Raw genomic sequence first — 21,804 nt, 5'->3', positions numbered from 1 at the left:
GCCAGGTTCACGCCATCGCCTCTTCGAGCATGCTTGCTTCCGCCTCGGCGAGGATCTCGTCGGCCGCCTCGCCACTGACCGCCTCGCGCCCGATCTCGAGCATGACCGAGACCGAGAGCGGCGAGACGTGATCGAGCGGCTGATGCACGATTCGCCCGCTGATCCGTGTCAGCATCTGACCGAGACGGCCGATATCGAGCAAGCCGGTCGCGGCGTCGGCACGCGCGGCGCGCAGCAGGACATGGTCGGGCTGGTGCCGGCGCAGCACATCATAGACCAGGTCGGTCGAGATCGTGACCTGCCGCCCGCTCTTCTCCTGGCCGGGAAAACGCCGCTCGATCAGGCCGCCGATCACCGCGCAGGAGCGGAAGGTGCGCTTCATCAGCGCCGATTCCGCCAGCCATTCCTCGAGATCGTCGCCGAGCATGTCCTGCGAAAAGAGCTCGTCCAGCGAGAGCGCTCCACGCGCGATCGCCGCCGCCATGTCGCCTAGCGTCCAGACGGCGATGCCATAGTCGTTGCAGACGAAGCCGAGCGGCCTCAGTCGCGCCCGTTCCAGCCGTCGCGTCAGCAGCATGCCGAGCGTCTGGTGGGCGAGACGGCCCTCGAAGGGATAGGCGACGAGGAAGAAGCGCCCGGCGCGCGGAAAGCTCTCGACCAGCAATTCGCCCGGCTTCGGCAGGCGCGATTTCAGGCGCTGCGCATGCAGCCAGGACGAGACCTCGTCCGGCAGCTTCGCCCATTCCTTCGGCGTCGCCAGGATGGTGCGCACGCGCGCGGCGAGGAAGGTCGAGAGCGGGAACTTGCCGCCGGCATAGGAGGGGATCTTCGGATCGGTGCCGGCGGCGGTGCGCGAGCAGACCACCTCGTTCTCGACGATCCCTTCGAAGCGCAGCACCTCGCCGGCGAAGATGAAGGTGTCGCCGGGCGTCATCGTCTCGGCGAAATACTCCTCGAGCTCGCCGAGAACGCGTCCGCCGCGGCTGAGCATCTGCTGGCCGCCGGGGCGCGCCGGGCGCGAGCGCCCGAGCCGCACCTTGAGCATGGTCGATTCGACGATGGTGCCGACATTCATCCGGTATTGCTGGATGGTCTGGGCGTTGCTCGCCCGGTAGAGCCCGTCCTTGCCACGGCGTAGCTTGGCGAAGCGCTCATAGCTCTTCAGCGCATAGCCGCCGGTCGCGACGAAATCGACGACGGCGTCGAAATCGGCGCGGCTGAGATCGGCATAGGGCGAGGCCGTCAGGACCTCCCGATAGAGCGCGTCCGGCTCGAAGCCGTCGGAGCAGGCGACCCCGAGCACATGCTGGGCGAGCACGTCGAGCGCGCCGATGCGCGGCTCCGGCGTGTCCTGCGCCGCCTCCGCCACCGCATCGAGCGCGGCGCGGCATTCGAGCAGTTCGAAGCGGTTCGACGGCACGAGGAGCGCCTGCGAGGGCTCGTCCATGCGGTGGTTGGAGCGGCCGATACGCTGCATCAGCCGGCTCGCGCCCTTGGGCGCGCCGACATTGATGACGAGGTCGACATCGCCCCAGTCGATGCCGAGATCGAGCGTCGCCGTGCAGACGACGGCTTTCAGCTTCCCGGCCGCCATCGCCGCCTCGACCTTGCGGCGCTGGCCGACATCGAGCGAGCCGTGATGCAGTGCGATCGGCAGCGTCTCCTCGTTCACGCGCCACAGCGCCTGGAACATGAATTCGGCCTGCATGCGGGTGTTGACGAAGACCAAAGTCAGCCTGTGCGCGCGGATCGCGGCATAGATGTCGTCGACGGCATGGGCGGTGATGTGGCCGGCGAGCGGTAGCCGGCGGCTGGTCGCCATGATGCCGATCTGCGCCTTCGCGCCGCCCTGGACGGTGACGAGGCCGGACGGCGTGCCCGAGCCGCCGAGATAGGCCTGGAGATCGGCGGGCTCGCGCACCGTCGCCGAGAGGCCGACCGCGCTCATCTTCGGCGCGAGGCCGCGCAGGCGGGCGAGGTCGAGCGAGAGCAGGTCGCCGCGCTTGGAGGTCACCAGCGCGTGCAGCTCGTCGAGCACAACCCGGCGTAAGGATGCGAAGAATGGTTTCGCATCGCGATGCGAGACCAGGAGCGCGAGTTGCTCGGGCGTCGTCAGCAGGATGTCGGGCGGGCGCTCGATCTGGCGGGCGCGCTTGGCCGGCGAGGTATCGCCGGTGCGGGTCTCGACCTTGACCGAGAGCCCCATCTCGCGGATCGGCGTTTCGAGATTGCGGGCGATGTCGACGGCGAGCGCCTTCAGCGGCGAGACATAGAGCGTGTGCAGCCCCTCGCGCGCGCCGCCGCGCTCGGTCAGCTCGACCAGCGAGGGCAGGAAGCCGGCGAGCGTCTTGCCGGCGCCGGTCGGTGCGACCAGCAAGGTCGAGCGCCCGGCCCGGGCCTCTTCCAGCAGCGCGAGCTGATGTGGCCGCACGTTCCAGCCGCGGCTGGCGAACCAAGCCGAGAAGGCAGGGGGAAGGGGGGAGGCGACCGCGTCCATGCGCCGACAGAGATAGGCCTTGTCGAACGAAAAGGGAACGGTAGGCTCGCCTCATTCTGGGGCGATGCGCAGCGGCGGCCCGACAATTTCGTGAGGACGTCGGCCTCAGCGCTCCGCGACGACGATCAGCCCCGGCACAGGTTCGCCGCGGTCCATGCGGACGCTCTGTGGCTCGACCAGCATGGGTCTCAGCCGGGCCTGGCTGAGCGCTTCCCTGATCCAGCCTTCGGCATGGGCGAAACGACGATCCCGGCCGACAATGATGCCGGTGCCCTGATGACTCTGCACCGTGAAGGCAAGGAGGCCGCCCGTTTTGAGCACGCGCGCGCTCTGATGGAAACTCGGAGCAAGGTCTCCGAGATAGATGAAGACGTCGGTGGAGACGATGAGATCGGCCGATGCGTCGGGCCGGCTCGCCAGGAAGGCGGTCAGGTCCGCAGTGGCGAGCTTGTCGTAGAGCGGGCTGCCATCGGCGCGCCTCTTGGCCTGCGCTTTGGCGATCATTCGGGGTGAGAGGTCGCAGCCGGCGAGGAACCCTGTCTCGGCGCGGATGGCTTCGCCCATCAGGCCGGTGCCGCAGCCGAGATCGAGGGCGGTTCCGAACTGGAAGGGCCCGCTGGCCTGTTCGCAATGGCGCACCAGCGCCTGCTTCAGCAATGCCGGGCCCTGGTATTGCAACTTGCCGACGAGATGGCTGTCGAAGCGCTCGGCATAACCGTCGAACAGCGCGCCTGAAAAACACTCCGAGGTCGCCTGCTCGGCGGCGAGCGCGCCGATGCGAGCGAGGTCGAGCCTGGCGCCGAGACGGTCGCTCGGATCGAGGTCGAGATATTGCCGCCAGGCGGTCGCGGCCTCCTCATTGTGCCCGAGCGCCTCCTGGGCCAGGCCATAGAGATGCCAGGCAGCGGTGAAACCGTAGTTCTCGGCGAGCGTTTGATCGAGGATGTCGAGCGCCGCCTGCGGATCGCCGGCCTTCAAGGCCTCCTCGGCCCAGGCATAGCGGCGGTCGAGACGATCGTCGCCGGAACTGGCGGAGTACACGCTGCTGCCCTTTTCGATCATGCTGCGGGTTTAACGGAGGTGCATGACACAGGCCAGATGATGAAGCCTTCCGATCTGCTGATTCCGACACCGGCCGGGCTCTACTGCCCGCTGGCCGATATCCATATCGACCCCGTTCGTCCGGTGGCGCGGGCACTGATCACCCATGGCCATTCCGATCATGCGCGCCCCGGCCATGGCGCGGTCCTTGCGACATCAGAGACGTTGGCGATCATGGCGCTGCGCTATGGCGAGGCGTTCACCGGCTCGCGGCAGGTGGCGGTGCCCGGCGAAACCACTCGCATCGGGGAGGTCGATTTCCGCTTCGTCCCGGCCGGCCATATCCTCGGCTCGGCCCAGATCGTCGTCGAGGCCAGGGGGCTGCGGATCGTCGTCTCCGGCGACTACAAGCGCGAGCGCGACCCGACCTGCGCGGCCTTCGAGCCGGTCATCTGCGACATCTTCATCACCGAGGCGACCTTCGGCCTGCCGGTCTTCCGCCATCCGTCGGCGAGCGCCGAGACCGCCAAGCTGCTCGATTCCGTCCGGCTCTTTCCCGAGCGCACCCATATCGTCGGGGCCTATTCGCTGGGGAAGGCGCAGCGGCTGACGGCCCTGATCCGCGAGGCCGGCTACGAGCGGCCGCTCTACATCCACGGCGCGGTCGAGAAGATCACCGAGCTCTACCAGGCCGAGGGCATTCCGCTCGGCGAGATCCGCAAGATCGAGCCGGGCGAACGCAAGGCCGAGGGGCGCAAGCCATTGGCCGGCGAGATCGTCATCTGCCCGCCGGGCGCCATCCAGGATCTGTGGTCGCGCCGCTTCCCCGATCCGGTCACCGCCTTCGCCTCGGGCTGGATGCGGATCAGGGCCCGCGCCCGCCAGAAAGGCGTCGAGCTGCCGCTGATCATCTCCGACCATGCCGATTGGGACGATCTTCAGGCGACGATCCGGGAGGTCCAGGCCGGCGAGATCTGGATCACCCATGGCGAGGCCGAGGCGCTGGCGCATTGGTGCGGCACCGTCGGGCTCAAGGGCATGCCGCTGCATCTCGTCGGCTATGGCGACGAGGGCGAAGCCGAAGCCGAGGCTAGGCCGGCGGAGGCGTCCGCATGAACCGCTTCGCCTGGCTGCTCGACCGCCTCGCCTATGAGCCGCGCCGCAACGGCAAGCTCGCGCTGATCGCGGACTATCTGCGCACCACGCCCGATCCCGATCGCGGCTATGCGCTGGCGGCGATGACCGGCGGGCTGGTCTTCCAGAACGCCAAGCCCGGCCTGATCCGCGCGCTGATCGCCGAGCGCACCGATCCTGTCCTTTTCGCGCTCTCCTACGACTATGTCGGCGATCTCTCCGAGACGGTCGCGCTGATGTGGCCGGCTCGGCATGGCGCCAACGACGTGCCGCATCTGCCCGATGTCGTCGCCGGACTGCAAAAGTCCGGCAAGACCGAGATGCCGCGCCTGATCGCCTCCTGGCTCGATGCGCTCGACGAGACCGGGCGCTGGGCCCTGCTCAAGCTGATCACCGGCGCCCTGCGCATCGGCGTCTCGGCCCGCCTTGCCAAGACCGCCGCCGCGAGCCTTGGCGGCATTCCCGCCGACGAGGTCGAGCAGGTCTGGCATGGGCTCGAGCCGCCCTATACCGCGCTCTTCGCCTGGCTCGAGGGCAGGGCGCCGCGTCCCGAGGCGACAGACCCTGCGCCGTTCCGGCCGGTCATGCTCTCGCATGCCATCGAGGACGGCGATTTCGACAAGCTCGACGCGGCCGAATTCGCCGCCGAATGGAAATGGGATGGTATTCGCGTCCAGGCGGTCGCCGGCAGGCGGCCCGATGGCAGCCGCACCGTCAGGCTCTATTCCCGCACCGGCGAGGAGATCGGCGGTGCCTTTCCTGATCTCACCGAGGCGCTGACGCAGGACGGCGCGCTCGACGGCGAGTTGCTGGTGATGCGCGATGGCGTCGTCCAGAGCTTCAACACGCTGCAGCAGCGGCTCAACCGCAAGGCGGTGACCGCAAAGATGCTGGCCGAATTCCCGGCCCATATCCGCGTCTACGACCTTCTCGCCGAGGGCGATGAGGATCTGCGCGGCCTGCCCTATACGCAGCGGCGCGTCCGGCTCGAAGCTTTCCTCGGCAGGCTGGGGAGTACGCGCTTCGATCTTTCGCCGCGCATTCCGTTTGCCAGCTGGGAAGAGCTGACGGTGGCCCGCGCCGATCCTGCTTCCGCCGGAGCTGGAGGCGATGCGGAGGCCGTCGAGGGCTGCATGCTCAAGCGGCTTGATTCGCCCTATCTGCCGGGCAGGCCGAAGGGCTATTGGTACAAGTGGAAGCGCGATGCCCGGCTCGTCGACTGCGTGCTGATGTATGCCCAGCGCGGCCACGGCAAGCGCTCCTCCTTCTATTCCGACTATACTTTCGGCGTCTGGCGGGTCGGCGAGACAGGCGCGGACGAGCTCGTTCCTGTGGGAAAGGCCTATTTCGGCTTCACCGACGAGGAGCTGATCGAGATCGACCGCTATGTCCGCAAGAACACGGAGAATCGTTTCGGTCCGGTGCGCGAGGTGACCCACACCCCGTCGAGCGGCCTCGTCTTCGAGGTCGCCTTCGAGGGCTTGCAGCGCTCGACGCGGCACAAATCCGGTCTCGCCATGCGCTTTCCCCGGATCAGCCGCATCCGCTGGGACAAGCCGCCGGGCGAGGCCGACCGGATCGAGACGCTGGAGGCGCTGCTGCCGGGCTAGATCGCCGCGCGTCCGTTCGGACGCAGTCACGGTGATCTATCTCAGTGCTATCGCATCGGAGTTTTCCGAAAAGCGGAATCCACTTTTCGGTCCGATGCTATAAGTCGTCCGGAGCTTCTCCGGCGTTCCCGGGCGGCGCCAGATCGGGCCTGGAAGGCGACGAATCCGTCGAGTTTCGGGCTCCGGCCATCCTTGCTGACCATTGGCCATTGACAGCTTGGAGTTGCGGGCCTTGAACGTTCTGGGGGAATCGCGCCGGCATCTCGCCGGGCTTCGGCGCGTGGAGGGCATGATGAGCGGGCATCCGACACGGATCGTGATCGCGGACGACCACCCGCTGTTTCGCGGCGCGTTGCGCCAGGCGGTTTCGCATGCATTGGCGGGGGCCGAGGTCAGCGAGGTCGGCTCGCTCGAGGCGTTGGGCCAGGCATTGGCCGAGGCCGCCGATCTCGACCTGATCCTGCTCGATCTGACCATGCCCGGCGTGCAGGGCTTTTCCGGCCTGCTTTTCCTGCGCGCGGCCCATCCCGAGATTCCGGTCATCGTCGTCTCGGCCAATGACGATCCGGCGGTGATCCGCCGCTGCATCGAATTCGGAGCGCTCGGCTTCCTGCCGAAGACCGCCGAGGTCGCGCAGATGGGCGAGGCGATTCGCGCCGTGCTCGATGGCGGGGTCTGGACCCCGCCGGGCGTCGATCTCTCCGCGCCGGTCGATCACGAGACCGCCGACATGGTCCGGCGCCTGGCGACTCTGACGCCGCAGCAGGTGCGCGTCCTGATGATGCTGTCCGAGGGGCTGCTCAACAAGCAGATCGCCTATGAGCTCGGGGTTTCCGAGGCAACGGTCAAGGCGCATGTCTCGGCGATCCTGACCAAGCTCGATGTCGACAGCCGCACCCAGGCGGTGATCGCGGCCGCGAAGATCGCCGGCGCCGGCTGGGCTGCCGCGGGGGCTTCGGCGACGAGCTGAGGCTTGAACCGAACGAGACCTCATCCTGAGGAGCGATCGCAGATCGCGTCTCGAAGGATGTTCCAGCCGGTTCCAGAGCCTCCTGATGCATCCTTCGAGACGCCGCTACGCGGCTCCTCAGGATGAGGGCAGCAAAATGGACACGGATCAGTTGACGGCGAGGTTCAGGCCCGGTTCAAGCGTGGGCTGATTTATCTCGCAGGGTCGATCCAGAGGAGATTTCGGCATGGCCAATGGCGGCATCGAGCGCTTTCTCGGCGGCTCCGTTCTCAGCGTCCTGGTGCGCCTGCTCTTCATCTCGCTCCTGGTCGGCGCGGCGATGGCCTTTCTTGGCCTGTCGCCGACCGGGCTCTATGAGAGTGCGCTGCGCTTCGTGCGCTCGCTCGGCAATCTCGGCTTCGGCGCGGTGCGCGAGGTCGGCGGCTGGGCGGTGGCCGGCGCGCTGATCGTCATACCGCTCTGGTTGATCAGCCGGCTCTTCGCCTCGCGGCGCTAGGCGGGGGTGACCGGAGGTTCTGCGACCTCCGGTCGATCGTCGCAGGTCACGGCAGCACGGCGAGCTTTGCCGTCATGCCGGGGTGGAAGCGACAGATGATATCGACGGCGCCGGCCCTGGTGACCGTGCAGCGGCCTTCGGTACTCGCCGGAAGATCGACATCGAAGGACTTGTCGCGCGCCGTCGCCGTGTGCCGGACGGGGTCGCGATTGATCCAGGAGATGCTGTCGCCGACTCGGACCTCGCTCGGCATCGGCCCGAATTTCATCTTGTCGATCAGAACCGCGTGGCTGCGTGGCTCGGCCCGCGCCGGCCGTACCAGTGCGATGATGGTACCGCCGATCGTCAGCAATGCGCTGCGCCGGGAAGGAAGGGGCGCCATCACTTCACCGTCTGCGCGAGATGCTCGGCATGCGTCTGATGCGCCGTGAACAGCGCCAATCCGCTTTCGAGCAGCGCCTTGAGCTCGCCATTATGCGCGCCCGGGATCAGCGCCGTGCTGAGGGCCTGGTTGACCGTACGGTGATAGGCGATTTCGTTGGCGACATAGGCGCGATCGAAAGCCGCCCCCGAAAGCTTCCTGAGACGCTTTTCGGCCTGCGCCGCCTGCTTGGTCAGGCCCGCGCTGGTCCCATTCGCCTCCGGCTTCACATTGAGGCGCTTGACGAGGGACAGGGCCTTCTCGTTGACCGCGGCATGGTCGTGGGCCATCAGCTCGGCGAAATCCCGGACTTCGGCATTCTTCGTCTTCGCCAGCGCGAGTTTGGCGGCGTCGACATCGATCTGCCCGGCCGTATAGGCGATATGGGCGATCTGGGGATCGCTGAGCTGCGAATCATGGGCGAAGGCCGCGCCGGTCGTCATCGCGAGGGCGGCGGCAAGAACGAGCAGTCTGGACATGGTGTGGCTCCGTGGCTTGCCGGGGCATCGATCGCCCCGGCAAGCCATTCGATGGCGCAGCGCAACCAAGGTTCCCGCAGGCGGCGCTCAGTGGTCGAGCGCCTCCAGCACCTCGCGCCGTGCCCCGGGGGCGGTGTAGAGGCCGCGGAAGGCGCGGGTGACGAGCGCGCTGCCATGCTTGCGCACGCCGCGCGAGGACATGCAGGCATGGCTCGCCTGCAGCACGACGGCGACGCCTCGCGGCTCGAGTTCGGCCTCGATCGCGTCGGCGATCTCGGCCGTCAGCCGCTCCTGGATCTGCAGACGATGCGCCAGCGCATCGACCAGCCGCGCGAGTTTGGAGATGCCGACGACGCGCTCGCGCGGCAGATAGGCGATATGCGCTACCCCGCTGATCGCCGCCATATGATGCTCGCAGACCGATTCAAGCGGGATGTCGCGCAGCAGGACCAGCTCGTCATAACCGCCGGTCTCGCCGAATGTCCGTCGTAGGATCGCCCCGGGATCCTGCGCATAGCCGGCGAACCATTCCTCATAGGCCCGCACCACGCGGGCGGGCGTTTCGAGCAGGCCTTCGCGCGCCGGATCGTCTCCGGCCCAGGAGATCAGGGTGCGTATCGCGGCTTCTGCTTCGGCGCGGGTCGCGCGCTGAGGCGAAAATCCCGGCGGCCGCGGGCAGGAGCACGCCTCCTCCGAAGCCGGAACAGGTGATAGAAGGGATCGAACGGTCACGCTTGGCTCCTCCGAATGCTTGTCGATCCCCGTTCGATGCGCCGGGGCGAAAGAAGTTCCCGGCCCGGAGCCCCCCGGGAACCTTTGTGCGCCGCGCGCATCCAATCGCCGTTTGCAGGAGAACGGCTCATGCTGGAAGTTCCGAGAAGCAGGCCGCTCGCCTGCGAGGCGATGAGCGAGGCGGAACTCGTCGCTCGCGCTCGCGGGCGCGAGCGCGGCGCCTTCCGCGTCATCATGCAGCGGCACAATCAGGGCCTGTTCCGGGTTGCGCGCAGCATCGTCGCCGACGAGGCCGAGGCCGAGGATATCCTCCAGGAAAGCTATGTCCGGGCCTTCGCGGCGCTCGATGGCTTCCGCGGCGCGTCCAGCCTGCTGACCTGGCTGACGCGGATCGTCATCAACGAGGCGCGCGGCAGGCTGCGCCGCCGCCGGCGTGCCACGGTAGAACTCGATCAGGTCGAAACAGCGCAGGCGGCGGGGGCCGCCGTCGTCGCCTTTCCCGGAGGACAAGCGATGGACGATCCGGAAGCCGCCATGGCCCGGGCTCAGATCCGCCTGCTGATCGAACGGGCGATCGACGCTCTGCCCGAGCCGTTCCGGCTCGTCTTCATTTTGCGCGAGGTGCAGGAATGCTCGGTCGAGGAGACGGCCGAGCTGACCGGAATTCGCCCCGAGACGGTCAAGACGCGACTCCATCGCGCACGCCGCCTATTGCGCCTCGCCTTGAACGAAACCCTGGCCTCGACCATGCACGAGACCTTTCCTTTTCTCGGCCGGCGCTGCGAGAGGATCACCGCCGCCGTCCTCGACAGGCTGGCGCCGCTTCAGGGCTGGGAGCCCGGCCCGGGCTGAGCCCGGCCGCCTTTCAGAGCGTCTCGCCGCGTGCGATCTCGGCAGCGTCGCGCCCGACCAGCGCGCTGAGGCGCGGCAGTCCGGCCTTGCGCGCCTCCGTGGCGAGGCCCTGTTTGATCTCGCAGACCAGGCCCGGCCCCTTGAACACCATCGCCGAATAGAACTGCACTAGGCTCGCCCCGGCCCGGACCTTGGCGAAGGCGGTCCGGGCGGAATCGATGCCGCCGACGCCGACCAGCGGGAAGCGCCCCTCGACGCGCAGGAAGGTTTCGGCGAGGAGCCTGGTCGAGGGCGCATAGAGCGGCTTGCCCGAAAGCCCGCCGGTCTCGGTCTTCGCCGCGTTGCGCAGGCTGTCGGGGCGCGCCACCGTGGTGTTGGAGACGATCATGCCGTCGATGCGACGCTTCAGTGCGACGGATACCATGCTGTCGAGCTCGGGTAGGCTGAGATCGGGCGCGATCTTGAGCAGGATCGGCGTCGCCCGCCCTTGCGCACGGACTTCATCGCGCGCCGCGAGCACGCGTGCGATCAGGTCGTCGAGCGCGCTTTCGGCCTGCAGGTCGCGCAGGCCGGGCGTGTTCGGCGAGGAGATGTTGACGGTCAGGAAATCCGCCAGCGGCGCCAGCCGGCGCGTCAGCACCGCATAATCGGCGCTGCGGTCGGCCGAATCCTTGTTGGCGCCGAGATTGACCCCGACGATGCCGCCACGGCGCCGGCGCGCGGCCAGCCGCGCCGCCACCGCCTCCATGCCTTCGCTGTTGAGGCCGTAGCGGTTGATCACGGCCTCGTCCTCCGGCAGGCGGAAGACGCGTGGGCGGGCATTGCCCGGCTGGGGCAGCGGCGTCACGCCACCGACCTCGACGAAGCCGAAGCCGAGGCCGAGCGTGCCGTCGATCGCCTCGGCATGCTTGTCGAAGCCGGCCGCGAGTCCGACCGGGTTCGGGAAGCGCAGGCCGAAGGCATCGACCGCGAGTGCCGGATCGTCGGCGGCCGGGCGCAGCGCCGGCGCCTTGGCCAGAGCCGCCACGGCGAGCTTGTGCGCCGTCTCGGCATCGAGTTTGTGGATCAGCGGCCGTGCGAGGCCGAACAGCGTGCCGATCACCTGATATCCTCCGGAAAGAGATGGCCCGCTGCACCGAGCGGCAATGGCGCGATCCAGCGCGCCTGCTTCGGGTCGAGCATGGCATAGAGATGCGGGAACAGCGCCCCACCGCGCGAGGGCTCATAGCGCAGCCTGTCGCCGAGCCTGGTCGGGTCGACGGCGATCAGCAATAGCCCTGCCTGCCCGGCGAAATGCCTGGCGGCGGTTTCGCGGGCCTGAGCGCCGGTCGAGAAATGGATATAGCCGTCAGCGAGGTCGATGGGGGCGCCGGCGAAGACACCGGCGCGTTCAGCCTCGCGCCAGAGTGCCTCGGGGCAGATCTTGTAGATCAGCGAAGGGGGGGAGAGCAGCATGCCCGAGGGCATATCCCCTGTGCTCACCCGGTAAAAGCCCAAACCGGGAGCGTCCGCAAAAACATCGCAGGTGACTGCGGCCGGCTGGAAATCCCGATGCTCCGTCCATATCGGGCTTTGGCCGTTTGGCGACGGACGGCGGTGCAAGGTGGCGATGAAAACGGCAAAAATCAGATTGCAGTCTTATACGATAGGGGATATTTCCTATGGTATTCCCATGCCGACCATGACGAGGCAGTTTCACCGACCCGGCCGTCGCGACCTCGTCGGATGCGGCGCCGGCCCGTCGATGCCGCCAGGAAAGTGACATTGGCCATGCTGTCCCATGACCAGATCTGGAGCGCGATCGATCAGCTCGCCCAGCGCTATGGCCTGACGCCATCGGGGCTCGCCCGCAAGGCCGGCCTCGACGCGACGACCTTCAACCGCTCCAAGCGCGTCGGTTCCGACGGGCGCGAGCGCTGGCCTTCGACCGAATCGATCGCCAAGATTCTCGCTGCGACCGGAGCGAGCTTCGATCAGTTCATGAACGCGGTCCGGCGCGGCGCGGCACCCACCCACACCATCCCGTTGATCGGCTTCGCCCAGGCCGGATCCGGCGGTTTCTTCGACGATGGCGGCTTCCCGGCGGGAACCGGATGGGACGAGGTCGCCTTTCCCGGTATCGCCGACGAGAAGGCCTATGCGCTGGAGATCGCCGGGGATTCGATGCTGCCGCTCTATCGCGACGGCGATACCATCATCGTCTCCCCGGCCGCGGCGGTCCGGCGCGGCGACCGGGTGGTGGTCAAGACCGTCGATGGCGAGGTCCTGGCCAAGCAGCTCAGGCGGCAGACGGCAAAGACGGTCGAGCTGGCCTCGCTGAACCCCGACCATCCCGACCGGGTGCTGGCGCTCTCCGAGATCGCCTTCATGGCGCGGGTTATCTGGGCGAGCCAATAGGCCGGGGCTCGGCCGGGCGTCGGCCCCGGGGGAGATGTTCAGGGGCGGGCCTTGTGCCCGGGCAAGGACACCTTGAACACGGCGCCGAGCTCGGACGGCTCGAGATGGATCATGCCGCCATGCAGCCGCACGAGTTCGGCAGCGATGGCGAGGCCGAGCCCGGTGCCGCCCGGGGTGACCGAGCCGCGAAAGGCCTGGAACAGGTTCTGGCGCGCCCGTGCCGGGACGCCGGGGCCGTTATCGGCGACGCGCAGCACGAGTTCGCTGCCCTCGTAGCCGCCGCTGATCGCCAGCGACGGTGCCCGACCATCCTCCAACGTGCCGTCCTCCAATGCGCGGATCGCGTTGCGCATCAGGTTGGAGAGCACGCGCGCCATCTGGTCGGGGTCGACATTGGCGACGAGCTCTGCCGGCACCTGGTTGACGAAGCCGATCTTGCCGTTCTCGCTCAGCCCGAGCAGTTCGGCCTGTTCGGCGACGAGCTGGCGCAAGACCACCTCGCGCAACTGCGGGGTCGCCTCCGCCGCGCGGCCATAGGCCAGCGTCGCCTGGCAGAACTCGATCGCCCGGTCGAGCGTCGCGATCAGCCGAGGCGCGAAGCTGCGGATCTTGGTGTCGCGGGTTTCGGTCAGGCGGTCGGACATGAGCTGCGCCGCCGCCAGCATATTGCGCAGATCATGGTTGATCTTGCTGACCGCCAGCCCGAGCTCGGCGAGGTGCTTCTTGGCGCGCAGATCACTGGCCAGCGTCGCCTGCATGCGGGCCAGGGCCCGTTCGGCCTCGCCGACCTCGTCGACCCGGTTCGACGGGGTGATGATCCGGTAGGGGTTCTCCGGATCGTTCTCGAACTCCATGACATTGGCGGCGAGATGCCGGATCGGCGTCACGATCAGCCAGTTCAGCGCGAAATAGATCACCCCGGCGCTCAGGGCCGAAATCAGCAGCGAGATCAGCAGCAGGTTCCACGAGAATTTCAGCATCGCCCGGCGCAACGGCGCCTCGTCGATCACCAGCTCGACGAAATCGGCGGCGCCGACGGCCTGCCCGACCACGCGGATCGGCAGCTTGTGGGCAGGCCGCAGCAGCATGGAGACCGCTTCCATGATCGAGCCCATTCGGCTCAGATTGCGCAGGTCGACCGTCTGCGCCACTTCGGGCGGCATCGCGTCGAGGCTGAGCAGGCGGCGTGCTCCGCCGACGCGCGCGGCGATCGCCCGTGCGCCGACGCCGGCGAGGAGCCGCTCCTCGCTGCCCTCCGGCAGGCCGTCATTCGGCGCGCCCTCGAGCACGAGCACGGCGATCTGCGCCGCGGCGAGCCGGTCATTCAGCCAGGAACGACGGAAGGTCGCGACGGAGGGCAGATAGATCAGCACCTCGGCCAGCATCACGAAGAGCGTCGTCAGGACCAGCAGCTTGGCCGACAGGCCGAGGCGCGTCAGTCCTCGTGGAAGGCTGATCGACAGGTTACGGTGATCGAACTCTCTCTCCGGCATATGGCGCAGTCTATCCGAAGCGCCGCAGGAAGCCGATCAGGCGGCGCAGGCCGGGCCGCGAGGCGAGAGGGGTGTGAACCGAGAGCGCGGCGCGCTTCGAGATCTCCGACAATGTCGGCGCGGGCAGGGCGAGATCGGCGACATCCCTGACGTTGAGGCGCTGGCGCACCGCCAGGCTCCAGAGCCCGATCAGTTCGCCGGCCTGTGCGCCGACGATGGTCACGCCGAGAATGCGCCCCCTTCGGTCGGTCACGACCTTGACCAGCCCCTCGCTGCGGCCTTCGGCCCTGGCCCTCTCGTTCTCGGAATAGGGCCAGCGCAACACCCCGATCGTGCCCTGCCGGCGCGCCTCGGCTTCGGAAAGGCCAAGGCTCGCCAGTTCGGGCTGGCTGAGAGTCAGCCGCGGGAGAGCGGCGCGCGTGGCGTTGACCGGCAGGCGAAACAGCGCGTTGCGCACCACGAGGCCGGCATGGTGCTCGCCAGCATGCCCGCAAGGGGGGGCCCCGGCGATGCGGGCGCAGTCGCCGATGGCGAAGATGCGACGGTTGGCGGTGCGCAGGCCCCGGTCGACTGCGATGCCGCTATCGTCGGCGCGGATGCCGGCGAGGTCGAGATCGAGCCCGGCGAGCCGTGGCTTGCGGCCGTTCGCGAGCAGCAGATGCGTCCCCTCCACCGCAGTTTCGGCGGCGTTCTCCTCCCGCGGCGCGAGAACGAGGCGAGGGCGGTGGCGGGCGCTCTCTGCCCGTAGCAGTTCACGGCCCTCGTGCAGGACGACGCCGTCGCGCAGCAAGGCGCGCCGGATGAGGTCGCAGGCTTCCGGGTCTTCCTGCGGCAGCAGGCCCTCCGGCAGGATCAGCACGACTTCGCTGCCGAGCCGACGCATCGCCTGGGCGATCTCGACGCCCGCCGGCTCGCCGCCGAGGACGAGCAGCCTCTCCGGCCAGCGCGGCGCCGCCATGAGCGTCTCGACGGTCAGGAAGGGCAGTTCGGCAAGGCCGGGCACGGAGGGCGCGGCCGGCTGCGCGCCGAGCGCTATGACGAAGCGCCGTGCCCTGATCCGGTGCTCGCCGGCCGCGAGGGTGTGGCGATTGAGGAAATGGGGCTCGCCCCGCAGCTGGACGATGCCGAGCGCAGCCAAGCGCTCGGCCGAGGCGTTGAGCGCCAGCGTGTCGGCGAGCCGCTCGGCATGTCCGCGTAGTTGCGCCGCGTCGAGCTGCGGCTCGCCAAGGGACAGGCCGAGGCGGCCGGCGTCGCGGAGCGCCGAAAGTCTCTGCGCGGCAGCCGCGAGCGTGACGCATGCGCTGGAGCCGGTGACGGGTTGTTCGGCGCCGTCGGTGGCGGGTGGCGTCACCAGCACGACGGAGACGCCGAACAGCGCCGAGGTGGTCGCGACCGTGAGCGCCCCGGGGCCGGTGCCGACGACGCAGATGTCTGGGGTCATCGGCCCGGGCCTGGCCAATGCGTGGGCGGTTTCGGTCAACGCCACCTCTCCGGGCTCGCTTTCCTGCTTCTGCTGATGCGTTGCCGGCCCAGCGGAATCAAGGCGCCACGTCGATCTCGGGCAGGAAAGGCCCGGTTGCGGCGGCGGTGGGGGCTATCTGGTCATCGCCGCGGACAACAGCAAGGGGTGCCGAGGGGAACTTGCCCTCGAGCACGGGGCCGGCCAGGTCAGGCCCGCTTGCGGGATTCACTCTTGACGAATTCCGAGACCGGCTCGGGACGGCCGAAGAGATAGCCTTGCGCCCGCTGGGCGCCGAGCAGTTGCACCGCCATGCGTTGCGCCTCGGTCTCGATGCCCTCGACCACGACGTTCATCGAAAGGCGGCGGGCCAGCTGGCAGACCGCTTCGATGATCGCCTTGGAGGCTTCGTCGGCGTTGACGTTGCGGCTGAAACTCTGGTCGATCTTCACCTGCGAGAACGGATAGGTGGAGAGATAGGCGAGCGAGGAATAGCCGGTGCCGAAATCGTCGAGCGCGAACTTGATGCCGATGGTGCGCAGTTCGTTGATCAGCTCGAGCGTCGCCTTGTTGTCCTCGATCAGCAGCGATTCGGTCACCTCCAGCGTCAACCGGCCCGGCGCGAGGCCGGCAGCGAGCAGGGCGTCCTTGACGGTTTGAACCAGACGCACCGGCTCGCGAAACTGCAGCGGCGAGACATTGACCGAGACGCCCACGCCATCGGGCCATTTCGCCGCATCGAGGCAGGCCTGCGCGATCGCCCAATCGCCCATCCCGGCGATCAGGCCGGATTGCTCGGCGATCGGGATGAAGACGCTGGGTGGCACCATGCCGCGCGTCGGATGCGGCCAGCGCATCAGCGCCTCGCGCGTGACGACCTGCTGGGTGCGAAGGTCGATGATCGGCTGGTAGTAGAGCTGGAGCGCGCCTTCCGCGGTGGCCTGGCGCAGATCGACCTCGATCTCGTGGCGGTCGAGCATCTCTTCGGCCATGGCGGGGTCGAAGAAGGTCGCGGTGTTGCGGCCCGCCGACTTGGCTTTGTAGAGCGCGGTGTCGGCATGGCGCAGCAGGTCGGCCGGGTTGGCGCCGTCGGTCGGCGCCAGAGCGATGCCGATGCTCGCGGTGACATAGACGGTCTTGGTATCGAGTTCGAAGGCGCGCCCCATCGCCTCGATCATGCGCTGCGCGATGATGCGGACCGTGTCGACATCGGCGGCAGGCAAGATCAGCACGAATTCGTCGCCGCCGAAGCGCGCCAGCATGTCGCTCTGCCGGATCGCGGCCTTCAGCCTGGAGGCGGTCTGCACCAGCACCTTGTCGCCGATGTCGTGGCCGAGATTGTCGTTGACCTGCTTGAAGCCGTCGAGGTCGATATAGAGCAGTGCGAAGGCCTGGCCGGTCCGCTCTTGCTTCTTGAAGGCCTCGGCGAGCTGGCCATTGAATTCGAAACGGTTGGCGAGGCCGGTCAGCTCGTCGAAGCGCGCCATCTGCTCGATCAGCGCCTCCGTCGCTTTCCGCTCGGTCGCATCCTCGGTCAGCATCAGCACGCCGCCTTCGGCGGCTGGCGCGATGGTGACGACCAGCATCCGGCCGTTGCGCGACTGGAATTCGTAGACCGCCGCCTGCTGCATCGCCTGGACCCGGTCCAGCGCGGCCTTGATGGCGCGGACCTGCTCGGCGCTGGCGATCTGCCGCTCGACGAGAAAACGCGCGACGGCGGTGATCGGGGTGCCCGGCAGGGTCAAGGTCTCCGGCATGCCGTAGAGGGCGGCATGCGGGGCGTTGGAGACGGCGAGCTCGAGCTTGCGATCGAACATCGCCAGCCCATGGATCATGGTGTTGAGCGCAGCGTCGAGGGTCAGGTTCTGCGAGTGCAGGGCCGTGGCCAGTGCCTTGGACTGCTTGGTCGCGTCGCTCAGCGCCAGCAGGTTGCGATGCAGCGAGTTGGTGATCGCGATGTTCGCCGCCACGTACAGGAAGGCGAAATAGCCGATATAGTGATAATAGGGATTGTGCGCCTGGATCAGGCCCAGTGCCATCGGCACGCAAAAGGTCAGCAGCTGGACCGTGACGAATTTGGGACGTCCGGCATTGCGCGCGACATAGCCGGAGGCCAGCGCGATCGTCGAGGCGACGGAGGTTATGTGAGCGGCCGGATCATCGGTGTTGGCCAGCGCCACATAGCAGCTGTAGCCGAGCACGGCGCTGAAGACGGTCGCGCCGGCGAAGTACTCGCGATCCCAGCGCCGCGTCTCCTCAAAGCTGTCCTCGGAATGATCGAGCCTGCGGTAGCGGATCACCGTCAGGATGCGCAGTACGACCACCAGCGCGACCGACAGCGTCAGCGTCATGAAGATCTGCGCGCCGGTCGAGAGCCAGCAGAGATAGGGCGTCAGGATGCCGGCGATGCCGCCGGGAATGATCGAGCCCGGCGAAGAGAACAGTGAGGAGACCAGCAGTCTGTAGTCGGCGAGGTCGACCTCGCCGACGCCGCCATGTGCAATGGCAGGTAGCTCCGTCGTCTCGCTGCGCACTGCGATCGTGCGCTGCCGGTTCGGCGCTCCCGCCATATACTCCTGCCCTTCGACAGCCTCGGGAAGGCGGCAACAGCTCAGTCGTTCGCCCCGTATTTAAACCCGTTTAGACCGGAAAGGTAAAAGTTCCGTGAGATTTACGCGACCGAGTCGCGGGATCGATCGGGGCCGCCGCCAGGGAAGCGCCCGGCCGGGCGGTCTCAGTGATGTCCGGGGCTGCGAGCCTCGGGCTCATCCTGGCGCTGATAGACCCGCGCGAGCATGCGATCCTGCGTCTGGGCGATGCGCTGCAGCTTGGAAATGGCGGCAGGGTGCAGACGCAGCATGCAGTCCGTCCAGATCTCACCGAGATGCTCGAGTTCCTCGCGCAAATCGCCGGCGCGACGGTTGAAGGCCGAGAACAGCGCCGTCTTGGCTGCGTGCATCGGCAGGGAGTCGGCAGCGTATTTGCGGATCCAGTCCTCGCCGGTGCCCGTCGGCACCACCGCTTCCAGCCCGCCGGCGGCCATGAATTCCTCCGCGCTCAGCTCCTCGGCCGACAACAGCATCCGCTCGGCGGCACGTGCGCCCATGCGGCGCGACAGGATCGCCACGGCGGTGATCGGGAAATGGTTGAACTTGATCTCGGGGTAGACGAACGAGGCCTGCTGCTCGGCGATCATGATATTGCATGAGCGCGGCGCGTCGATGCCGCCGCCGATCGCCTTGGCGTGGATCGTCGACAGCGTCACCACCAGCCCGTTGAGGCCGCTGGCGTTGCGCACGGCCCCTTCGATCGACAGCCGGGCATATTCGGCCAGCGCGGCCCGGTCGTTCTTGGCCAGGCAGTCCAGATAGAAATCGAGATCGCCGCCGAGCGTGAAGAACGGTCCGGTGCCGCGGAAGGCGAGGAAACGCACGGGCGCGGCGTGATAATCCTCCGGCGCGCCCCAGAGATCCATGATCGCCTGCTGCACCTTACCCAGGCTGTCGAGCAGTTGCAGCGTGAAGACCGGCTTCAGCTCCGGTTTGATCGTGACCCAGAGCGTCCGAATCTCCGCCTCGTAGGCCAGCTGCACCTCCGGCAGGAAGCCGGCGCGGTGCCGGATCGCCTCGATGACCTCCTTGCCTGTCAGTCCCCGAGCCGGCGCGCCGCCGATCGCCGCTGCATAGCTCTGGAACATCCCAACTCTCCTCGTCACTCAACCCGCCGAAAAGGTACGCGAAGTTAATAATGTGTAAACGCAAACTGGCAGAAATGGTTAATTTCATTAAGATTTGTGAGCCCCCTAAGCAGTTCGGGCCGCCCGGCGCCAAGGCGCCGAGGAGGTCGATTTCGAATGGCTCGAGGCTTTTCGTTCGTCACGCCATGGTTGTGCTGCCGCCGTGTTTGCTACGGTCGCTGGCGCTCGGAACAGCGGGGAATGCCTTCGGCGCGGCCTGCTCGGAGACGAGTTTTCCTGTCGCGAGGCCTGTTCGGAGAGGAAACCTCTCGGCGAAGGAGCGGAGCTGCTGCCTCGCAAAAGGCGACTATTGGCTCAGCCCTCTATTCGGCCCTCTGCGGGTTCGGCCGCAGTTGTGCCGCAATCGGTCGGCCATGACGGAGCGCGTTTGCTGTGCCGGCCGGCTTGTCCGCCGCCGCCCGAGCGGCTAACCATTCACCCACCCGCCGCCTCGCCGTGACGGGGCACTTCCGACGAGCTGACGCCTTGAGCCGCCAGACCGAAGCCGACGAGCAGAAAAGGGCGCGCCTCGCCGCCGCCCTGCGCGAGAACCTGAAACGCCGCAAGGCGCAGGCGCGCGCGCGGCGGACGGCCGAGACGGAAGCGACAGACGAAACGCCGCCCGCCCAGGCCGAAACCTCACGGTCCTGACCAAATCCCTCCCGCCGGCGCTCCCCTGCCGGCCGCGCCAGCAGGACGAGCCAGATGGACCGTATCCGCATCACCGGCGGTCAACGCCTCGACGGCGTCATCCCGATCTCGGGCGCCAAGAACGCGGCCCTGCCGCTGATGATCGCCAGCCTTTTGACCGACGAGACGTTGACGCTCGCCAATGTGCCGCGCCTCTCCGACGTCAGCGCGCTCTCGCGCATCCTCTCCAATCACGGTGTCGATCGCTCGATCGCCGGCAAGCGTGTCGGCCAGACCTCGGAAACCGGCCAGACCTTCGCGCTGACCGCACGCCAGATCGTCGACACCTGCGCCCCCTACGAGCTGGTCTCGACCATGCGCGCCAGCTTCTGGGTGATCGCGCCGATCCTCGCCCGTATGGGTGAGGCGAAGGTCTCGCTGCCCGGCGGCTGCGCCATCGGCACGCGTCCGGTCGATCTCCTGCTGATGGCGCTTGAGCGCCTCGGCGCCAAGATCGATATCGAGAACGGCTATGCGCTGGCGCGGGCGCCGAAGGGCCTTAAGGGCGGCGATATCGTCTTCCCGAAGGTCACGGTCGGCGGCACCCATACCGCCCTGATGGCGGCCGTGCTCGCTGACGGCGTCACCACCATCGAAAACGCCGCGCGCGAGCCCGAAGTCGTCGACCTCGCCGACTGCCTCAACAAGATGGGCGCCAAGATCGAAGGCGCCGGCACCGCCACCATCACCATTCGCGGCGTCGGCCGCCTCGGCGGCACGCATCATGCCGTGCTGCCGGACCGGATCGAGACCGGGACCTACGCGATGGCGGTGGCGATGACCGGCGGCGACGTGCTGCTCGAAGGCGCCCGCGCCGACCTGCTCCAGGCCGCGCTGGATGTGATGGTCGAGGCCGGCGTCGAGGTCTCCACCAGCAATGAGGGCATCCGCATTCGCCGCAACGGCGCGGCGCTGGAGCCGGTCGACGTCACCACCGACCCGTTCCCCGGCTTTCCGACCGACCTGCAGGCGCAGCTCATGGCGCTGATGACGCGCGCCAACGGCACCTCGCGTATCCGCGAGACGATCTTCGAGAACCGCTTCATGCACGTGCAGGAGCTCGCCCGGCTCGGCGCGAAGATCAGGCTCGACGGCGACGCCGCCTATGTCGACGGTGTCGAGAAGCTGACCGGCGCGCCGGTGATGGCGACGGATCTGCGCGCCTCGGTCTCGCTGGTGATCGGCGGGCTCGTCGCCGAGGGCGATACCATGATCAACCGCGTCTACCATCTTGATCGTGGTTTCGAAGCGCTGGAGGCCAAGCTCGGCCGCTGCGGGGCCCAGATCGAGCGCATCAGCGGTTGACGCCGGCAGGCGTCCCCGCCAGATAGGACGGATGTCGGATCCCGTCGCCGAGCCCCTGAAGCTGATCGCCCTCGACGCCGAGGACCTCGCGGTCGTCTCGGCGCATCTGCAGGATGCTGTGGTGCGCAAGGGCGACATCGCCTGGCTCCCGGCCGAGCAGCGTTTCGCGCTCGCCTTGCGCCGCTTCGACTGGGAAGGTGCTGAGCGCGGCCAGAAGCGCCGCCGCCTCGCAGCGCTGCATTTCGAGCGCGTCACCAGCGCGCGCAGCGTCAAGATCGAGCCCGGCGCCAAGGATGCCGTCTTCAGCCTGCTGGCGGTGACCTTCGCCGAGGCGCAGAGCCCGGCGGGCGAGGTCACCCTGCATTTCTCCGACGGGGCCGCGATCCGGCTCGGCGTCGAATGCATCGAGGCCCAGATGAAGGACCTCGGGCCGATCTGGGAGGCCGCGGCCACCCCGGCCCATCCCGATCCGGGCTGAACTCCTCCTCCGTC

General features: G+C 67.9%; 20 protein-coding genes. 9 read left to right on the top strand and 11 right to left on the bottom strand.

The window, feature by feature from the left end:
- Positions 1-7: 7 nt before the first annotated feature.
- Together AC3RCC_RS23360 and AC3RCC_RS23355 are read right to left on the bottom strand one after the other, a co-directional pair.
- A complete protein-coding gene (locus tag AC3RCC_RS23360; RefSeq protein ID WP_492256748.1) occupies positions 8-2,497 on the bottom strand; it encodes a ligase-associated DNA damage response DEXH box helicase in 2,490 nt (829 codons plus the stop codon).
- Between the two features lie 105 nt (positions 2,498-2,602).
- Entirely contained in the window at positions 2,603-3,538 is a 936-nt protein-coding gene (locus tag AC3RCC_RS23355) for a class I SAM-dependent DNA methyltransferase (protein ID WP_492256747.1), read from the bottom strand.
- A gap of 57 nt (positions 3,539-3,595) precedes the next feature.
- Here AC3RCC_RS23355 and AC3RCC_RS23350 point away from each other — a divergent pair, with 57 nt between their 5' ends.
- The 4 genes from AC3RCC_RS23350 to AC3RCC_RS23335 all read left to right on the top strand — a co-directional run bounded on the left by AC3RCC_RS23350 (position 3,596) and on the right by AC3RCC_RS23335 (position 7,748).
- Positions 3,596-4,654, top strand: a complete 1,059-nt coding sequence (locus AC3RCC_RS23350) for a ligase-associated DNA damage response exonuclease (RefSeq protein ID WP_492256746.1) — start codon at positions 3,596-3,598, stop codon at positions 4,652-4,654.
- Positions 4,651-6,282: a cisplatin damage response ATP-dependent DNA ligase gene (locus AC3RCC_RS23345; protein ID WP_492256745.1), complete on the top strand. Its 1,632-nt coding sequence runs from the start codon at positions 4,651-4,653 to the stop codon at positions 6,280-6,282. The genes AC3RCC_RS23350 and AC3RCC_RS23345 overlap by 4 nt, the downstream gene beginning before the upstream one ends.
- A gap of 292 nt (positions 6,283-6,574) precedes the next feature.
- Positions 6,575-7,252 carry a response regulator gene (locus AC3RCC_RS23340; RefSeq protein WP_291636719.1) on the top strand — a complete coding sequence of 226 codons (678 nt, stop codon included), beginning with the start codon at positions 6,575-6,577 and terminating at the stop codon, positions 7,250-7,252.
- Between the two features lie 226 nt (positions 7,253-7,478).
- Positions 7,479-7,748: a DUF6460 domain-containing protein gene (locus tag AC3RCC_RS23335; RefSeq protein ID WP_492256744.1), complete on the top strand. Its 270-nt coding sequence runs from the start codon at positions 7,479-7,481 to the stop codon at positions 7,746-7,748.
- A 46-nt stretch (positions 7,749-7,794) separates the two neighbouring features.
- Here AC3RCC_RS23335 and AC3RCC_RS23330 read toward each other — a convergent pair whose 3' ends face one another.
- The 3 genes from AC3RCC_RS23330 to folE form a co-directional block, all read right to left on the bottom strand.
- On the bottom strand, positions 7,795-8,130 hold the full coding sequence (locus AC3RCC_RS23330) for a cupredoxin domain-containing protein (protein ID WP_291636715.1): 336 nt from the start codon (positions 8,128-8,130) through the stop codon (positions 7,795-7,797).
- On the bottom strand, positions 8,130-8,648 hold the full coding sequence (locus AC3RCC_RS23325) for a DUF4142 domain-containing protein (RefSeq protein WP_492256743.1): 519 nt from the start codon (positions 8,646-8,648) through the stop codon (positions 8,130-8,132). Before AC3RCC_RS23325 ends, AC3RCC_RS23330 begins: the two co-directional genes overlap by 1 nt.
- An 87-nt stretch (positions 8,649-8,735) precedes the next feature.
- Entirely contained in the window at positions 8,736-9,380 is a 645-nt protein-coding gene (gene folE, locus AC3RCC_RS23320; RefSeq protein ID WP_492256742.1) for a GTP cyclohydrolase I FolE, read from the bottom strand.
- A gap of 129 nt (positions 9,381-9,509) precedes the next feature.
- On the opposite strand from folE, the gene AC3RCC_RS23315 reads away from it, so the two are divergent.
- Complete coding sequence (locus AC3RCC_RS23315; RefSeq protein WP_492256741.1) at positions 9,510-10,232, top strand: RNA polymerase sigma factor; 723 nt, start codon at positions 9,510-9,512, stop codon at positions 10,230-10,232.
- 13 nt (positions 10,233-10,245) lie between these two features.
- Here AC3RCC_RS23315 and AC3RCC_RS23310 read toward each other — a convergent pair whose 3' ends face one another.
- Entirely contained in the window at positions 10,246-11,334 is a 1,089-nt protein-coding gene (locus AC3RCC_RS23310) for a quinone-dependent dihydroorotate dehydrogenase (RefSeq protein ID WP_492256740.1), read from the bottom strand.
- Positions 11,331-11,687: a DUF952 domain-containing protein gene (locus tag AC3RCC_RS23305; RefSeq protein WP_291636705.1), complete on the bottom strand. Its 357-nt coding sequence runs from the start codon at positions 11,685-11,687 to the stop codon at positions 11,331-11,333. The genes AC3RCC_RS23310 and AC3RCC_RS23305 overlap by 4 nt, the downstream gene beginning before the upstream one ends.
- A 315-nt stretch (positions 11,688-12,002) precedes the next feature.
- On the opposite strand from AC3RCC_RS23305, the gene AC3RCC_RS23300 reads away from it, so the two are divergent.
- Positions 12,003-12,629 carry a S24 family peptidase gene (locus tag AC3RCC_RS23300; RefSeq protein ID WP_291645250.1) on the top strand — a complete coding sequence of 209 codons (627 nt, stop codon included), beginning with the start codon at positions 12,003-12,005 and terminating at the stop codon, positions 12,627-12,629.
- 38 nt (positions 12,630-12,667) lie between these two features.
- Here AC3RCC_RS23300 and AC3RCC_RS23295 read toward each other — a convergent pair whose 3' ends face one another.
- The 4 genes from AC3RCC_RS23295 to AC3RCC_RS23280 form a co-directional block, all read right to left on the bottom strand.
- Positions 12,668-14,122, bottom strand: a complete 1,455-nt coding sequence (locus AC3RCC_RS23295) for a sensor histidine kinase (protein WP_492256739.1) — start codon at positions 14,120-14,122, stop codon at positions 12,668-12,670.
- 10 nt (positions 14,123-14,132) lie between these two features.
- Positions 14,133-15,602 (bottom strand): dihydrolipoyl dehydrogenase family protein, encoded by a 1,470-nt coding sequence (locus AC3RCC_RS23290; protein ID WP_492256738.1) that lies wholly within the window; start codon positions 15,600-15,602, stop codon positions 14,133-14,135.
- A 188-nt stretch (positions 15,603-15,790) separates the two neighbouring features.
- On the bottom strand, positions 15,791-18,151 hold the full coding sequence (locus AC3RCC_RS23285; protein ID WP_492256737.1) for a putative bifunctional diguanylate cyclase/phosphodiesterase: 2,361 nt from the start codon (positions 18,149-18,151) through the stop codon (positions 15,791-15,793).
- Positions 18,152-18,315: 164 nt separating this feature from the next.
- Positions 18,316-19,278 (bottom strand): enoyl-CoA hydratase-related protein, encoded by a 963-nt coding sequence (locus AC3RCC_RS23280; RefSeq protein WP_291644578.1) that lies wholly within the window; start codon positions 19,276-19,278, stop codon positions 18,316-18,318.
- Positions 19,279-19,803: 525 nt separating this feature from the next.
- On the opposite strand from AC3RCC_RS23280, the gene AC3RCC_RS23275 reads away from it, so the two are divergent.
- From AC3RCC_RS23275 to AC3RCC_RS23265, 3 genes are read left to right on the top strand one after another with little or no spacing between them, the layout of a single operon-like run.
- Entirely contained in the window at positions 19,804-19,968 is a 165-nt protein-coding gene (locus AC3RCC_RS23275; RefSeq protein WP_291636695.1) for a hypothetical protein, read from the top strand.
- Between the two features lie 54 nt (positions 19,969-20,022).
- Positions 20,023-21,312 carry a UDP-N-acetylglucosamine 1-carboxyvinyltransferase gene (murA, locus tag AC3RCC_RS23270; RefSeq protein ID WP_492256736.1) on the top strand — a complete coding sequence of 430 codons (1,290 nt, stop codon included), beginning with the start codon at positions 20,023-20,025 and terminating at the stop codon, positions 21,310-21,312.
- 31 nt (positions 21,313-21,343) lie between these two features.
- Entirely contained in the window at positions 21,344-21,790 is a 447-nt protein-coding gene (locus tag AC3RCC_RS23265) for a DUF2948 family protein (protein ID WP_291636692.1), read from the top strand.
- Positions 21,791-21,804 lie beyond the last annotated feature (14 nt).

It is taken from the genome of Allobosea sp. GW823-FHT01F03, from assembly GCF_058798075.1.
This window is presented reverse-complemented; position numbering and strand designations above follow the sequence as displayed.

Coding starts and splice junctions, on each gene's coding strand:
- AC3RCC_RS23360 (WP_492256748.1), bottom strand. CDS start 2,497: ATGGACGCGGTCGCCTCCCCCCTTCCCCCTGCCTTCTCGGCTTGGTTC.
- AC3RCC_RS23350 (WP_492256746.1), top strand. CDS start 3,596: ATGATGAAGCCTTCCGATCTGCTGATTCCGACACCGGCCGGGCTCTAC.
- AC3RCC_RS23345 (WP_492256745.1), top strand. CDS start 4,651: ATGAACCGCTTCGCCTGGCTGCTCGACCGCCTCGCCTATGAGCCGCGC.
- AC3RCC_RS23340 (WP_291636719.1), top strand. CDS start 6,575: ATGAGCGGGCATCCGACACGGATCGTGATCGCGGACGACCACCCGCTG.
- AC3RCC_RS23335 (WP_492256744.1), top strand. CDS start 7,479: ATGGCCAATGGCGGCATCGAGCGCTTTCTCGGCGGCTCCGTTCTCAGC.
- AC3RCC_RS23330 (WP_291636715.1), bottom strand. CDS start 8,130: ATGGCGCCCCTTCCTTCCCGGCGCAGCGCATTGCTGACGATCGGCGGT.
- AC3RCC_RS23325 (WP_492256743.1), bottom strand. CDS start 8,648: ATGTCCAGACTGCTCGTTCTTGCCGCCGCCCTCGCGATGACGACCGGC.
- AC3RCC_RS23315 (WP_492256741.1), top strand. CDS start 9,510: ATGCTGGAAGTTCCGAGAAGCAGGCCGCTCGCCTGCGAGGCGATGAGC.
- AC3RCC_RS23305 (WP_291636705.1), bottom strand. CDS start 11,687: ATGCTGCTCTCCCCCCCTTCGCTGATCTACAAGATCTGCCCCGAGGCA.
- AC3RCC_RS23300 (WP_291645250.1), top strand. CDS start 12,003: ATGCTGTCCCATGACCAGATCTGGAGCGCGATCGATCAGCTCGCCCAG.
- AC3RCC_RS23295 (WP_492256739.1), bottom strand. CDS start 14,122: ATGCCGGAGAGAGAGTTCGATCACCGTAACCTGTCGATCAGCCTTCCA.
- AC3RCC_RS23285 (WP_492256737.1), bottom strand. CDS start 18,151: ATGGCGGGAGCGCCGAACCGGCAGCGCACGATCGCAGTGCGCAGCGAG.
- AC3RCC_RS23280 (WP_291644578.1), bottom strand. CDS start 19,278: ATGTTCCAGAGCTATGCAGCGGCGATCGGCGGCGCGCCGGCTCGGGGA.
- murA (WP_492256736.1), top strand. CDS start 20,023: ATGGACCGTATCCGCATCACCGGCGGTCAACGCCTCGACGGCGTCATC.
- AC3RCC_RS23265 (WP_291636692.1), top strand. CDS start 21,344: ATGTCGGATCCCGTCGCCGAGCCCCTGAAGCTGATCGCCCTCGACGCC.